A 16,276-nucleotide genomic window follows, 5' to 3' on the forward strand; every position below is an offset into this window, starting at 1 on the left:
TATATAAAAGGAGGTGTTGGACCTGGAAGAGTATGATTGGAATAGTAAGCTAGCATATTTAAGAAATACGAGAGATTTATATTATAACGATGATTATTTAAGTTTTTTAGTCAATTCAGTTTGGAAGATTACTGATCCTATACATATTGTTGATTATGGTTGTGGATATGGTTATTTAGGTTTAATTTTGTTGCCTTTACTTCCAATTGGATCAAAGTATACAGGGATTGATAGGGGAGAAACATTAATAGCTGAAGCGAGAGAGTTGTTTCGTGCACTCCCATATGAAACAGAATTTATTGAGGGGGATGCGACAGAAATTGAATTGAAAAATAAATATGATATAGCTGTCAGTCATGCTTTCTTATTACATATGAGTTCCCCAAAAACGATGCTAGAGAAGATGATACATTCAATTAAACAAGGTGGTAAAATAATCTGTTTTGAACCACATTGGATGTCAAATATGTCTTCATACGTATTAGATGGAGAGAATCAATCGGAAATTATCCAGCTAGGTGTTTTGCAGAGATTATTTGAAAGAGATACACAGAGAAACGGTAAAGATGGAAATATCGGTATGAAAATACCTATGTATTTAAGTGAATTGGGTGTTAAAAATATTGAATGTAGAGTAAGTGATAAAGTGAATTTTTTAGATTCTAATTTAAATCAAAATGATAAGCAAGGATTATATAATTCTCTAAAAGAAGAGGGGATTGCAGGCAATCCGGGTGATAAACAGCAATTTATAGAACGTTTAATGAGTCGGGGATTAACATTTGCTGAAGCGCTCGCTCAATATGAAGCAGAACTACGATTTTTTGAAGTGTTTCATATACATGCATCTTTAGTTTATGCTCCGAATATGAAAATTACATTTGGTGAAATAAAATGTTAAATTGTAGTGATGTAATTCGAATTGCTACTTTCAATATATGGAATCACGAGAGTTTTTGGTTTGAGAGATTAGAAGCCATTTGTGAGGAGGTTCGCAATATTTCCCCGCATATTCTTGCTCTACAGGAAGTGGGAAGTTGTGCTAAGTATGAATTGAAGAAAAATGTTGCGCAGTATATAGCGGATCAATCTGGATATCCGGTCTGTGTATTTAAAGAGTATCCAGATTCTCCAGATGAAGGCCTAGCTTTTTTAAGTAAAGTTCCTATTTTAGCTGAAGAAGCTATTTGGGAAACAGATATAGAGGAATCGAATTATTGTGCCATTCGAATTATGTTAAAATATAAAGAGTATAAGCTCGGGATAACGAATGTTCATTTAAATTGGAAATCTAGTAAGGTAAGAAAAGAGCAATTGGATACGGTGAATAATTGGATTAAAAACAGAGGTAGTGGCTACGAATTATTATGTGGTGATTTTAATGATGAACCACATTCAGGGGTGCATCAATACTTAATAAGTAATCAATGGATAGACGTGGCTCAGCTTAAAGAAAATCAAGATAACATTCTTGCTCAGCCAACTTTAGATTATGGAAAGAATACAAATTTAATAGGGGATGAAAAGCAAGAAGAACGATATGATTGGATTTTGATACAAGAGAAGGATTCGTTTGAATCTCTAAATATAGAAAATGTATCTGTATTTGGAGATTTAGCATTAACTTCATCACACGTATTTCCAAGTGATCATTACGGTGTTTTTATAGATTTAAAATTTGATAAGTGAAATAAAAGATAGGATGATTGTCATTTTTTTAGGTAAATCGATATATCTTATCAAATCGTTGATCTATTGTAAGTTACAATAGATATTCAGGAAATCGTTAATATAATTTCATCCACTGAATGAAGCCTCAAAAAAGAAGATAAAACCCATCTTCGAATAATATATGTTATTTCATCAAATTAAACAAAATAACGAGAAAAAGTATCGTTTTTAAGATATTTAGTTATAAACTTGAATAATATTAAATAATATCGTTCATTATATGAGGTTTTAGTTGAATGCATACTATATGATGTGTAAAATCTAAGCAAGTAGGTTAGAATACTGCTTGCAAATGGCAGTATAAATAATAATTTGAGGTGAATGCATGCTAGATTTTAAGCAATTAGAGATTTGTTTGAAAGAAAAGAGATTCCTAGATGGATTACATGAGATAAATAATGAAATTGCGCATATAAAAGAAACGAATAAGTTATCATACGTGAAGAACTGGCTTTCTAACGTCTCGTCACCTAAGGAGTTTGATACATTAATTCGTCTTGCTGATGAAGGTTTGATGCATCAATATAGCTCCTTTTTAATTCGTTATACTTATAAAAAATTCCCAAATATGAGAACGCTCTCTTTATATTGTGATGAATTAATTGATGAGCGTAAAATCCTTGATGCTGAACAATTGTTAAAAGATTCTTTGGAAAAGGTAAATGAAGAGGAAACTGATGCGGATGTTTTAACGAAAACATACTTTACGTTAGTTAGATGTTTGCTAGATATGAAGCGAAATGAAGAGGCCTATGCCTATATGCAAAAGGCGGAAAAGCATAGTACGCGTGCAGTTTTTGATAAATGGGGTTACTTATATATACAGACTGGTGAGTGGGAGAAGGCAGAGGAACAACTTTTATCCGGTCAGCAGCATAAAGATTGTGAAGAGTTAGCTACGTACTTATTGGCGCAATTATATGCATATAAAGGTGAACAGCAGCGAGCGTTACAACTCATTAATGATGCGATTGCAAAGTTCCCTCAAGTACCATATTTCTATTTTGAAAAAGTAAAATATTTATTAGATTTAGAGCGCTATGAAGAAATGTTAGCGGTAATAGATAAAATCAATCATATGCTTCCGCATCATGCATATACAACTTATTTTATACATTTACGTGCAGAAGCATTTTATAAAATGAATAATATTCACGATTTGCAAGCACTATTGAAAAGTGAAAAGAGTTTAAAAAATTCGCTATATCATCATATAGAAAAAAATCCTGATGGAAAAAAGGTTCGTTTACCGATAGTTCCGGTTGTACAAAAGGATAACTATTGCGTTCCGACAAGTTTGGAAATGATGTTAGGGGTATGGGGAGAAAAACGTACGCAAGATGAAATTGCACAACATATTTTTGATGTAACAGGTTCTAAGTTTTCAGATACAGTTACATATATAGAAGAGCAAGGTTACGAATATCGTTATTTTCAAGGGAATGAGGAAAATTATAAGAGATTACTCAATCAAGGTATTCCCGTTTTATTAAGTATAGATATTGAGCACGCTTCCCATGTACAAGTGCTTTCTGGTTATGACGATGTACTGCAAGCTTTTTATATTCAAGATCCGAATTTCTTGGAACCGATTCTTGTGGAATATGATAAGTTGCAAGAAAAATATCGTTATACAGATTGTTTAGCTATTACGTTTATACCAAAAGATAGAATGGAACAACTTTCATTTTTAAATGAGAAAGAACACACTTATTATAAAACAATCTTTTCTCTTACAGATCATTTAGGTGAGCAAGATAAAGAGGGAATTGAAAAGTTAGTACTATTTTTAAAAGAAACAAGTGAAAACCCAAACACTTGGTTATATACGATTAAACATTTAGATGCTGAAGTAGATAAAGATTTTATTCAGTTTTGTATAGAAAAATTAATGAAAAAGTTTCCGAGCTCTGACTTTGTGAAATTGCATAGTGCACAGTGTTTTATTCGTCTGCAGGATATGGAAAAAGCAGGACAGATGCTTCAAAGTGTGGAGAAGAAAAGCAATCAAGCGTTGTATCATTTTATAAATGGACGTTATTCTTTTGAGCAAGATAATTATGCAGAATCGATTGCTAGTTTTCGTTCATCATTACAATTGGATGCAGATCAACCAGTTGCGTGGAGTTTCTTAGCATTATCATACATGTATATGGATCAATCTGAAAAGGGGCTAGAGTATTCTCTAACAGCTATAGAACGTAGTCCAGAAAGGTTTACACTTGTAAATCACGGTTTAATTTTAATAGATTTAGAACGATATGAAGAAGCATATGGATTCTTTAATGGTTTATTAAAAGAATATAAATATGAAGCGCACATATGGTATGAACGTGCAAGATGTGCTCAGTATTTAGGGAAAGTGTATTTGGCGGTAAAAGGACTTAAAGTGGCGATTCAATTAGATAAAACAGCAGCCTATTTATATACGAAGCTTTCGGAAATCTATGAATCGGATTTGGATGATGAGAAAAATACGAAGGAAATTCTATTACAAGGAATTCAAAATTGTGAAGATCAGGCGTCTTTATATGTTCGTTTAGGAGATTTTCATTTTCAAAATGATGAACTTGAAGAAGCGGAAACTATATATAAGCGTTCTTTAGAAGAAAATAATGAAGATGTATATTCTCATTTCGGTTTAATTCAAGTTTATATGGCAAAGGAACAATATAAGGATGCAAAAAACTATATTGTCAGTATTAATAAGCAATTTGAAGACAATCAAGATTTCCTTATGAATGCTGGTATGGTGTTATGGGATGCTGAAATGGCATTAGGTGAGGATGAAAAAGAGTTAAAACTTGCACTTTCTAAATTAGAGAACGGTATACGAAGCGTATACGCTAATATAGCGAGCGTGTTGGATGAGTATGTAAATCGAATAAAAGACACAGCTTTTGTGCAACGAGGCATAGCATTTTTAAGAACGTTAGAAAAAGAAAAAGAGGATGTAATTGAATACGGTTGTTACGCAGGTGTTTTATATGAATCTATTGGACAGTATGATCAGGCGATAAAACGGTATAATGATGCACTTAAGAAAAAACAAGATTCATTGCCGTATTTCCGTATCGGTGAAACATTCATGGCGTTAGGGCAATTTCAAGAAGCAAAGCATGCGTATGAAACATGTTTAGAAAGGGATAAGAACTTCTTAGGTGTACATTTGCAGCTTGCTGAAATATACGAAAAAGAAGAGAATCGTTCCAAAGAACAAAAGCATATGGTCCAGGCGATGAAAGAAGAACCAATGCATATAAATATGGAATATTTAGCGCAGCTTTCAGTAGAAATGAATCTTCAGGAAGAATTGCTAGTTGAACTAGAAAAATTGGAGGAAGAAGTTCCTGAAACATGGCGTTTAGATGCGATTGCATACGTGTTTGGCGCGATGAATGACATAGATAAAGAAAAAGAATATATCGAATGCGCAATGAAAATAGATGAAGCGCATGTGGAAGTACTATATCATTATGCGAAATTGCTAGTTAAAAAGCAGAGTGCAGAAGCAATCGAAGTTGCGCTGAAAGTAATGCATAAAGATTTGGAAAGTGAACGTATTTTTGGTGTGTACGTAAAAGCAATGGAACAACATAAAAAATTATCCCAGATACGAGACGTACTTCATACGCTAAAGGTGAAAAAAGCAGAAAGAAGTATAGCGTTTATGTATGCAGCTACTGCGGTTGCCGAAAGATTAGTAGAAAGACAGCAAAATGAGCAACCGAAAAAATCTATATTTACAAGAGCATTTTATCGCATGAAAAATCGTGCGAAGGAAATTTCAATGATTACAGTTGTTATCGATTTATTTGAAATCTCCTTAAAGTTAAATCCGAAAAATAGTATGGCAGCGCAGCGTTTCGCAATATTTTATGAGAATGCGGCGATGAATAAAGAAGCTATAGAGGTTTTACAAACATCGTTAGAAAATAAGTGGGATTATGATGTAGCGAAGCAACTTGTAAATCTTTTCATTGAGTGTGAAGAAGAAGATATGTTACGAGATGCTTTTGAATTAACGAAACAAATGGTTCGCGAGCTACCGGATGATTATGATACACTTCTTCTACAAGCGAATGTATTATGTAAGCTAGGCGAAGAAAGAAAAGCCGAAAAAATTCACTTGCAATTAATTGAGAAAACGCCATTTGTAAGTAGAGGATTCCTTGCTTTAGCAGAAATATATCAAAGTCAAGAGAGAATTGAGGACTCGATTCAGTTATTAGAAGACGCTTCTGTACATCATCCAAATGAAACAGCAATTCTTCTTGCTTTAGCATCTTCGTATCATAGAGCTGGGCAAACGACAAAGGCAGAAAAAATAACAAGTGAAATATTAGCAATTGATGCTACTGACTTGCTAGCAAGATACGATCATGCTTGTTATTTAACATCATTAAACAGAAATGAAGAGGCAAGAGATGAACTTGAAATTGTGCTTCGTGAAGATGAAACAGGATTTTTCGCTGAACTTGCAGAGGAAGATGAAGATTTAGCAGGATTGCGAGAATTTGAAAAGTGATTGTATAAGAATAGAGAAAAAGGGTATAAATAAAAATATATTTCGAATTAGTTGACAATTAATTGTTTAATGGCATAAAATAACTTTTAATAAAGTATACAAATCTGAAGACGAGAAAGAGTAAAATAGTGAGCTGTTCTCCAGAGAGCCGGTGTATTGCTGAAAGCCGGTGTGCAGACGTTATTTGAAAATCATCTCCGAGGAGCCGTGGCTGAATAAAGTAAGCTCGGACGGATGTCTACCGTTACAAAGAACGCGTATATTAGTACGTTGCTAAGTGCTATTAGTGAAAAGCTAATAGAATTAGGGTGGTAACGCGGGTAAACCCGTCCCTACTTCATAGGGGCGGGTTTTTTGTGTGCTTTTAAAACATTCAAAGGAGTGATTGTACATGAAGAAAGTAGATGTAAAAGAGTCAGCTGTAGGGAGAGAAACACGTATTCGTAAGCAGTGGAACGAACAGGGCATTTTTGAACAATCAATTCAGAATAGAGAAGGCGCACAATCGTTTGTGTTTTATGAAGGACCACCAACGGCGAACGGTTTACCACACGTCGGCCATGCACTTGGTCGGGCAATTAAAGATTTAGTAGCAAGATATAAAACGATGGCTGGATATAAAGTGTTAAGAAAAGCTGGCTGGGATACACATGGATTACCTGTAGAATTAGGCGTTGAAAAACAACTTGGTATTTCAGGTAAGCATGAGATTGAAGAGTACGGCATTGAGCCATTTATTCAAAAGTGTAAAGAGAGTGTATTCACATATGAGAAGCAGTGGCGTGAATTTACGGAGAGCATTGGATATTGGGTAGATATGGATGATCCATACGTTACTCTAGAGAATCCATATATCGAAAGTGTATGGAATATTTTAGGGACGATTCATGAAAAAGGCTTGTTATATAAAGGGCATAGAGTTTCACCGTACTGTCCAAGCTGTCAAACATCGCTTAGTTCACATGAAGTTGCACAAGGATATAAAACAGTGAAAGATTTAAGCGCAACGGTTAAGTTTAAAGTAAAAGATAGTGAAAATGAATATTTCCTTGGATGGACGACAACGCCGTGGACACTTCCAGCGAATGTTGCACTTGCCGTACATCCAAATATGGAATACGTTAAAGCGAAACAAGAAGGGTATGTATACATTGTTGCGAAAGAGCGTGTACAAGAAGTACTAAAAGAAAACTATGAAGTATTATCCGTTCATAAAGGCGAAGAATTAGTAAACACATCTTATACAGCACCGTTTCCGATGAAGGAAGTTACAAATGGGTACCACGTAATTGCAGCAGATTTTGTAACTGCAGATAGTGGTACAGGACTCGTTCATATCGCTCCAGCATATGGGGAGGACGATTATAAAGTCGTTCAAAGTGAAGGATTGTCGTTCTTACATGTTGTAGATGAGAAAGGTGAGTATACGGATGCAGTACCATTTCTTAAAGGTAAGTTTGTAAAAGAATGTGACGTTGATATCGTTCGTTATTTAGCTAAAGAAGGTTTGCTATATCATAAAGAAAAATATGAACATAGCTATCCGCATTGCTGGCGCTGTGATTCACCATTACTTTATTATGCAGGAGAAAGCTGGTTAATCCGAACAACTGAGATTAAAGAAACATTTTTACGAAATAATGATTCTGTTAAGTGGTATCCAGACCATATGAAGCATGGACGGTTTGGTAAGTTTTTAGAAAACATGGTGGACTGGAATATTAGCCGGAATAGATATTGGGGAACACCGTTAAACGTATGGGAATGTGAAAGCTGCGATCATCAATTCTCACCGAAAAGCATCGCCGAATTAAGAAAGCATAGTACGAAAGAAACACCTGAAGATTTAGAATTGCATAAGCCGTATGTAGATGAAGTGCAAGTTTGCTGCGAAAAATGCGGAAGTACAATGAATCGTACACCAGAAGTAATCGATGTTTGGTTTGATAGTGGTTCCATGCCGTTTGCACAATATCATTATCCATTTGAAAATAAAGAGTTATTTGAAGAACAGTTTCCAGCAGATGTAATTGCAGAGGGAATTGATCAAACACGCGGCTGGTTTTATAGTTTATTAGCAGTATCAGCACTATATACAGGAAAAGTACCTTATAAACGAGTGTTATCACTAGGGCATGTTCTAGACGAGGAAGGACAGAAAATGTCTAAAAGTAAAGGAAATGCACTAGATCCAGTTGATTTAGTAAATCAGTTTGGTGCAGATGCTTTAAGATGGGCTCTACTTGTTGACAGTGCTCCGTGGAATGCAAAGCGTTTTTCTGAAAGAACAGTACTGGAAGCAAAATCTAAATTTGTAGATACGTTAGTCAATGTATATAGCTTCTACGTTTTATATGCAAATTTAGATGAGTATAATCCGGAAGAAAAGTATGAAGTTAAACGTACGAAATTAGATGAATGGGTATTATCAAGATTGCATAGCACAACAAAAAAAGTGAGAACAGCACTTGATGATTATCAATTTACGAATGCAGCTCGTGAAATCGCGGCGCTTGTAGATGAAGTGAGTAACTGGTACGTAAGACGATCACGTAATCGTTTCTGGGAATCTGGTATGAATCCTGAAAAAGCAGCTGCGTATGAAACGCTTCATGAAGTGCTTGTAACAATTAGTAAATTAATCGCACCATTTACACCGTTTGTAGCTGAGGATATTCATCTGAATTTAGAAGGAAGCAGCGTTCATTTAGCAGATTATCCGGTTGTAAACGAATCACTTATCCAGCCTGAGTTAGAAGCAGAAATGGATGCTGTTTTACAAGTTGTTGAACTTGGAAGAAGTAATCGTAATCAACATTCATTAAAAGTAAAACAGCCGTTAGCAGAACTTGTATTACTAGCGCATAATGAAAATGATATGGATTGGGAATCTTATCGTGATATCATCATGGATGAGCTAAATGTAAAAGCGTTCCATGTTGAACTCGATGAAACGAAATACACGTCCTATCAATTAAAGCTGAATTTTAAAACGGCTGGGCCGAAGTTTGGTAAAAGTGTGAATGCAGTAAATGGCTGGCTAAAACAATTATCAAAAGAAGAAGTACAACACTTTGTATCTACAGAAAGAGCAGTTTACGAAGTAGCACCAGGAGAAGAAGTAGTTGTAACAGCTGAAGATGTATTAGTAGAGAAAGTTGCGAAATCAGGATTTTCAAATACGACTAACGGTCAATATACGGTAATGTTAGATACGAATGTAACGGAAGAATTGTTACAAGAAGGAGTAGCACGTGAATTTATTCGTGCAGTTCAAGAATATCGTAAGCAGTTGAATTTACCAGTTAATTTACGAGTGGATGTAATTCTTGATACAGAAGAAGAACTACAGCAAACGTTAACGAATCATAAAGATTTATTGGAAGAAAACTTACTCGTCAAGCAATTTACATTTGGTCACTTAACGAATGAGGACGATGAACTTTCTTTAGGTGAGACAAAGATCCGAATTAAATTAAACGCGGCTAATTAAAGAAAAAAGGAAGTTGGAATCATTCCAACTTCCTTTTTTGTATGAAGATAAATTAATCAGTTATTTTCCGCATAATCCATTCGATAGGTCCTCTAGAAAAGTTCCTTCGCCATAATACGCTAAATAAAATACTGAAAATGAAAAATGCAGTAGCAAATAATAAAACGAAAAGTAGTGTTTGATGTTCCATACGATTTAATACAATCAATGCGCCAATACCGATAAATACATGACTTACATAATGCGTTAATGTTAATTGTCCTGTTTGTATAATGGAAGTAACAAACCAATTATTTTCATATTTTTCAGCAATGTAGAGGCAAATTATTAATATAACAATAGCAGATCCTGTAGCGGATGCGACGTATAATATATTGGGTAAAATGGGTCCTGTGTTAAACAAAAATGTAGAGGCTGCTTCACCAATGTATGGGATAAAAAGGTGTGTTAACCCTTTTGATAATAGCTCTATAATTACGGTTACTGTTAAACCCAGTAAGAACAACCAATGTCTAATTTTCCTATTATGAAGATCTAACCTGCCAATTATCATACCGATTAAGAAGAAAGAAAACCATGGGAAAATAGGGTGATAGCCATTAAAAAATAAGTTGCGAAGAAAACCTGCTAAGGTCCAAAAGTCTATATAGTTTATAAATGGGATTGTGCCTCCCCATCCTTCGAAGGCGTTGAAAGTAAGTTGGAGATATTGTGCAGCAAGTAAAATAATGATAGAAAGCCATATTAGTATAGTTCTTCGTACAGTAATTAGTAATGCAGCGATGAAAAGGTAAACGCCGTAGTAGTGTAAAATATCACCCGTCCATTCCATTACATACAATAATAATCCTAAAATAAATAAGAATAGTGATCGTTTCCAAATCAATATTCGGCTGGTATTGATTTTTATTTTCTCTTGGCTAGCAACAGATGATTTAGTCATTAAAGTTATGCCAATCCCAGCAAGTATAACAAACAAGGCAGAAGCTCTACCTTCAAAAAGCGTCATAAAGGTTTTTAACAGAGGAGGCCCATTTCCTTCCGCCCCTGTTATCACCATGAAATTAACTAGTAACATTCCAAACATTGCCCACGCTCTAGCAAAATCTAAGCCGAAAATTCGTTTTTTAGTTTTCATACGAATCACTTCTTTCGAATATGCTGTGGACAGCTTCAATCCATATTTGTTTATAATTCATATTTACATCAAACATCATGAAGTTTCCGATATTATCAAGTACTAATGCTAACATATGAGCTTTTGAAACTAGATTTTTATTTTGAATGAGTTGAAGTTCATTTGCTTTTGTTAGGAGTGATTCAAATCCGTTTAAATATTCTGTTTGTACAGTTAGTAATCGATCTTTGTACATATCGTTTCTTGAAGATAGTAATACATATTCTTGTAATACACGATTAAAATAAGGATCTTTCTGTTGTTCGTTTATCATTTTAAAGCCAATTTCAACACATTTCTCAATGAAATTCTCTTTCGTAAACTCTTCTGTATGAAAGAATGAGGAGAACTGCATCGCTGCACATAATTCATTAAAAATACTTTCAATTAATGCATCTTTAGATTTAAAGTAATAATAAATAGATGGCTTGGCAATACCAACTTCTTCAGCAATCATTGTATAGGTCGTTTTGGCAATGCCGTGTCCGGCAAATAGTCGATAACTTGCTTCGACTATGGAAGAGAGTGTTTCTTCACTTTTGCTCATGATAAGTCCTCCTAATAAAAAAAGTTACATAAATCGTATCATTCATTAATATTATTTTCAACCTATCGTTAGGTAAAAAGTAACTTATTTTTTTACACATTACTTTAAAAAGCATAATGTAAAGAAATTTACAAAAGAAATATATTTCTACAGTATTTTTCTCGTTTTACACATAAATATTGAGAAAATTTCACTTACCCAAAATGTAAAGGTAATAGAATTGTTTGTATAGAATTACTCGTAGATTCAATTTATCTCGTTACTTGTGGACAGTAATAGCTTTATAGGAATGGGGTAAAGGATTCAATTTATTAGGGGGAGTGGTTTTATGTTAAACAAAAAAATGGTGGCAATGGCAATGACTGTGCCATTAGTAATGGGGACGATTTCTACGGTTTCGGCATTGGAAAAACAACAGCAAGTAAAGCTAGAAGCTTATTCACCACAGAAAAAAGCAATTGAATATTTAAAGGGACATGCTACGGAATATGGATTGAAGGCAGACCTTTCAGACTTGCAATATATTTCTACAACAGAAACATCAGTAGCTTCATATGTTAGGTTCCAACAAGTGGTCAATGGTGCGCCTGTATTTTCAAAACAAATTACAGTTACTCTTAACGGAGAGGGAAAAGGCTTACTTGCGGTTTCTGATTATCAGCCTGTTACAGGTGTGAAGGAAGTTACGAAAAAAATTAGTGAAAAAGATGCAGAACAAAAATCGATGGCGTATGTTGGAGGAGAAAGTGAGCAAAACTTATGGGCTCCTACAGAAAAAGAATTCGGATATATTGTTGAAGAGGGAGTCGCTATTCCTGTATATAAAGTGGTAGTCCATTCTAATAATCCATTCGGTGCATGGGAAACATTCATTGATGCGGAAAATGGAAAGTTAATTAAAAAAGTTGATATAAACCGAAAAGCAGAAGGAACAGGAAAAGTATTTTTACCTAACCCTGTCGTATCTAGTGGAAGTTTAGCAGGGTTAAAAGATAATAATGATGCAGATTCAACAGCATTAACGAATCAATTGAAAACTGTTACGTTAAAAGGTTTAGATGGTACAGGATTTTTAATTGGTGAGTATGTTACGATTTCTTCAAAAGCGAAGACGAAATCTACAAACTTACAATTTAACTATACACGTGCAAATGATAGTTTTGAAGATGTTATGTCATATTATCATATTGATACATTACAGCGTTACATTCAAGGATTAGGCTTTCAAAATATTAATAAACGTTCGATTAAAGTGAATGTAAATGGTACAACTGACGATAATTCATTCTATTCTCCATCAACGAAAGCTTTAACTTTCGGTACTGGCGGAGTAGATGATGCAGAAGATGCTGGCATTATTGCGCATGAATATGGTCATTCTATTCAAGATAATCAAGTGCCAGGCTTCGGAAGTTCACCAGAAGGTGGAGCGATGGGAGAAGGATTTGGAGATTTCTTAGGTGCTACTTATGAAGATGCAGTTTCGACAACAGGATACGGGAAAGCATGCATTGGTGAATGGGATGCGGCTGCTTATTCTAGTTCAGATCCGACGTGCTTACGCCGATTAGATACGAATAAAGTATACCCGAAAGATATAACGAATGAAGTGCATAATGATGGGGAAATTTGGGCTCAAGGTCAATACGAAATGGCGCAATCTTTTGGACGTGATGTAGCAACAAAAATTATTTTACAATCACATTGGTCATTAACGCCAAATGCGAAATTCCGTGATGGAGCGAAAGCAATTAAGCAAGCGGATGCTCTTTTATACGGCGGACAACACGCGACTGAAATTGATCGCATTTGGGCAGCGAGAGGGATTAGTACGAATTAATATAAAAAGTCGTGGCGTTTAAAAGCCACGACTTTTTTATTTGCTTAAGAAAACTGGTACTAGAAAATTTATTGGTAGCGGTAATAATGTATATATACCGATAAGTTCACTTTACTGCTTCTTTAAAAACAAAATGCTCTTTAAATTTTCTAGATTCAACTTTTTGACCGTTTCTCATGGAGCGGAAAGGATGTTCTTGCCACGTAATGATCACGTCAACCTTATCCGCTTTTGTAGAAACTGGAAAATTAGCGTGTTCAAATCCAGTTTTACCGCGCGCTAGACGACTTTCTTTTAGGGAAAAGAGTTCATATTTTGTTTTCGTATTTGGTTCATTCCGAAAAACTTCAACTTGTACATTATACACTTCACTTTTCCCAAGATTTTTTACAGAGAAATGATATGTTTGAAATACACCTTTTTTTGGTTGTAACAATTTTTCACTCGTTCTTTTTACTTCATCAATATTTACTTGCCATTGATCAGAATTTTGAGAGATTGGTAAAGATTTTGGTGAATAGGCATATGCTTCATTAACTACAACTAAGCATAATAATAGGAGAAAGAAACTAATTGTTTTTTTCATATGTACACCTCCGATAAAACTTTAATAATAATATGCGTGGGAAATGCGTAAAACATGTAATAAAATGGGAAAAATTCAATTGAAAGAATTTGAGAAGGATAAAACATTTCTAAGCTGTCAAATGATAATTGTATAGAGTTCAATGTTCATATTACATACCTTTAGAAGGGGTCTGTTTAGTGAGAAATCGCAATATTTTTCTAAAAAGGCTTGCGTTTTATAAAATAAAAAGATAGAATACTCTGTAAATATAAAAAGTGATGATTAGGAAAAGTACATGATGCAAGGGTCTACAGAGAGCAATCGATTGCTGGGAAGATTGCGATACCGCATGATGGAAAGACACCTGTGAGTGTTGCTTTGAACGTGATAATTAGTAAAAGCAAACGGTACCTACCGTTATCAGGGCTAAGATGGTCATTATGACAATTTGGGTGGTACCGCGGAAAAATCCGTCCCTATTTATAGGGGCGGATTTTTGTATTCTTTGAAAGGAGGTGAGTGACCGTGGATGACGACGATGACAACAATAATGTAAATAAAAATAAAACTATTGGAGGGAAATGTAATGGATCAAATAATGAAGCGTTCACTCACACGAGAATGTACGGAACATGGCGGGAAGGTTGTATTACTACAAGGATGGGTAAAAAAGATTCGTCATCTAGGGAATGTTAGTTTTTTATTATTAAGAGACCGAACGGGAGTTATTCAATGTGTATTAGAAAACGAGTTAGCCGGATACAAAGTTGATGTTGAAAGTGTGGTCCAAATAATTGGAGAAATAGTAGAGACACCGAAAACAGAATTAGGTGTTGAAATACTTGCACATGAAGTGAAAGTACTAAATGGAGCAGAATCACTCCCATTTGAAATAAATAAAAAAAAGTTACAAGTTGGCCTAGATCAATTATTGAATGAGCGAGTATTATCGTTAAGACATGAGCGAATCGCGGCGATATTTAAAGTGAAATCTATACTCGTTCAGAGCTTTAGTGAATTTCTGATAGAGAACGATTTCACACGTATATTTACTCCGAAAATTGTTTCGCAGGGGGCAGAAGGAGGCGCGAATGTTTTTAAACTTCCATATTTCCAAAAAGAAGCGTATTTAGCTCAATCACCACAGTTTTATAAACAAATGATGGTAGCCGGAGGACTCGAACGTGTTTTTGAAATTGCTCCTGTGTACCGGGCTGAACATCATAACTCTTCAAGACATTTAAATGAATATATATCGTTAGATGTAGAACTTGGATTTATTCATGATTTTCATGAAGTAATGCAATTAGAAACGGATGTTTTACGATATATGTTTCAACAAGTAGCAAAAAACTGTGAAAAAGAATTACAACTACTACAAATAGAAGTACCTGTCATTACAGAAATTCCTAAAATCACATTGGCAGAAGCGCAAGAAATTTTGAAAATGAAGTATCGGAAAGAATCTCCTGAAGGGGATTTAGATACAGAAGGTGAAAAGTTACTAGGGAAATATGTGAAAGAAACATATAATAGTGAATTTGTATTCATTACACATTATCCGAAAGAAGCGAGACCGATGTATACGATACCGAATAAAGAAAATCCAACTATTACTGATTCATTCGATTTATTATATAGAGGATTAGAAATTACATCAGGTGCACAGCGAATTCATAACTATGATATGTTACTTGCTTCTTTTAAAGAAAAAGGATTACATCCAGAGAAATTTCAATCTTATTTAAATACATTCCGATACGGTTGTCCACCACATGGTGGTTTTGGGATAGGATTAGAAAGGGTTGTATATAAACTTTTAGAGTTAACAAATGTCCGAGAGGCGAGTGCTTTTCCGAGAGATTGTACACGTCTTATACCATAAAAAAGCATCTTCGCGATTATCGCGAAGATGCTTTTTTACTGTTCTTTCATTTTTACATTGAAAGTTTATAAAAATCCTTTTCGACAAAAAAATAATATATCCCTTGACAGTTATAAATATAACCGATATACTTCATATTAATTTCAAAAGAAAATATATTCTAAATATTAAAATGTGTTGAATAGGAGTAGTAAGGTCATGTATTTGTGCAGAGAGCTATGGGTTGGTGCGACATAGTCAAATGACATCCTGAACTCGCCTAGGAGCAGTAAGGTGGAACGGAATCACATTCTTAGTAAATCTTAACGGTTAACCTTCGATATTAGGTTTGTAATCAAACGATTACTACTAAGGTGGATTCATAATGGAATCAATAAGGGTGGTACCGCGTTAAGTAAATGGCTTAGCGTCTCTTTATATAGAGACGTTGGGCCATTTTTTTATTTTATAGAAAAAGAAATGGAGGTTTTATTCAGATTGATCAATAATATTTATTTATTAATATAA

Annotated in this window: 9 protein-coding genes and 3 other annotated features; of the genes, 6 read left to right on the forward strand and 3 right to left on the reverse strand. The window is 34.5% G+C overall.

The window, feature by feature from the left end; genetic code table 11:
- The first annotated feature begins 16 nt into the window (after positions 1–16).
- The 4 genes from MKX37_RS10595 (at position 17) to ileS (ending at position 9,752) form a co-directional block, all read left to right on the forward strand.
- Complete coding sequence (locus tag MKX37_RS10595; protein ID WP_002127168.1) at positions 17–901, forward strand: class I SAM-dependent methyltransferase; 885 nt, start codon at positions 17–19, stop codon at positions 899–901.
- On the forward strand, positions 895–1,689 hold the full coding sequence (locus MKX37_RS10600; RefSeq protein WP_002127169.1) for an endonuclease/exonuclease/phosphatase family protein: 795 nt from the start codon (positions 895–897) through the stop codon (positions 1,687–1,689). The genes MKX37_RS10595 and MKX37_RS10600 overlap by 7 nt, the downstream gene beginning before the upstream one ends.
- A gap of 367 nt (positions 1,690–2,056) precedes the next feature.
- Entirely contained in the window at positions 2,057–6,259 is a 4,203-nt protein-coding gene (locus tag MKX37_RS10605) for a bacteriocin-processing peptidase family protein (protein WP_078422326.1), read from the forward strand.
- Between the two features lie 98 nt (positions 6,260–6,357).
- Positions 6,358–6,596: a binding site (T-box leader), on the forward strand.
- Positions 6,597–6,650: 54 nt separating this feature from the next.
- Positions 6,651–9,752, forward strand: coding sequence for an isoleucine--tRNA ligase (gene ileS / locus MKX37_RS10610; protein ID WP_002127171.1), 3,102 nt, complete (start codon positions 6,651–6,653; stop codon positions 9,750–9,752).
- Between the two features lie 52 nt (positions 9,753–9,804).
- On the opposite strand, the gene MKX37_RS10615 is transcribed toward ileS, so the two are convergent.
- Both MKX37_RS10615 and MKX37_RS10620 read right to left on the reverse strand, forming a co-directional pair.
- Positions 9,805–10,890, reverse strand: a complete 1,086-nt coding sequence (locus tag MKX37_RS10615) for a DUF418 domain-containing protein (RefSeq protein WP_078422325.1) — start codon at positions 10,888–10,890, stop codon at positions 9,805–9,807.
- Positions 10,880–11,476, reverse strand: coding sequence for a TetR/AcrR family transcriptional regulator (locus MKX37_RS10620; RefSeq protein ID WP_002127173.1), 597 nt, complete (start codon positions 11,474–11,476; stop codon positions 10,880–10,882). Before MKX37_RS10620 ends, MKX37_RS10615 begins: the two co-directional genes overlap by 11 nt.
- Before the next feature lie 328 nt (positions 11,477–11,804).
- On the opposite strand from MKX37_RS10620, the gene MKX37_RS10625 reads away from it, so the two are divergent.
- Positions 11,805–13,316, forward strand: coding sequence for a M36 family metallopeptidase (locus MKX37_RS10625; RefSeq protein ID WP_002127175.1), 1,512 nt, complete (start codon positions 11,805–11,807; stop codon positions 13,314–13,316).
- 106 nt (positions 13,317–13,422) lie between these two features.
- On the opposite strand, the gene MKX37_RS10630 is transcribed toward MKX37_RS10625, so the two are convergent.
- Complete coding sequence (locus tag MKX37_RS10630) at positions 13,423–13,902, reverse strand: hypothetical protein (protein WP_078422324.1); 480 nt, start codon at positions 13,900–13,902, stop codon at positions 13,423–13,425.
- A 251-nt stretch (positions 13,903–14,153) separates the two neighbouring features.
- Positions 14,154–14,365, forward strand: a binding site (T-box leader).
- A gap of 105 nt (positions 14,366–14,470) precedes the next feature.
- Between MKX37_RS10630 and aspS the strand changes: the two genes are divergently transcribed.
- The gene (gene aspS, locus MKX37_RS10635) at positions 14,471–15,769 is read left to right on the forward strand and encodes an aspartate--tRNA(Asn) ligase (RefSeq protein WP_059038153.1); all 1,299 of its coding nucleotides are present in this window, start codon (positions 14,471–14,473) and stop codon (positions 15,767–15,769) included.
- A 168-nt stretch (positions 15,770–15,937) separates the two neighbouring features.
- Positions 15,938–16,186, forward strand: a binding site (T-box leader).
- Positions 16,187–16,276: the final 90 nt, after the last annotated feature.

Origin of the sequence: Bacillus sp. FSL R5-0709 (assembly GCF_038004785.1) — a bacterium.
GTDB lineage: Bacteria > Bacillota > Bacilli > Bacillales > Bacillaceae_G > Bacillus_A > Bacillus_A mycoides.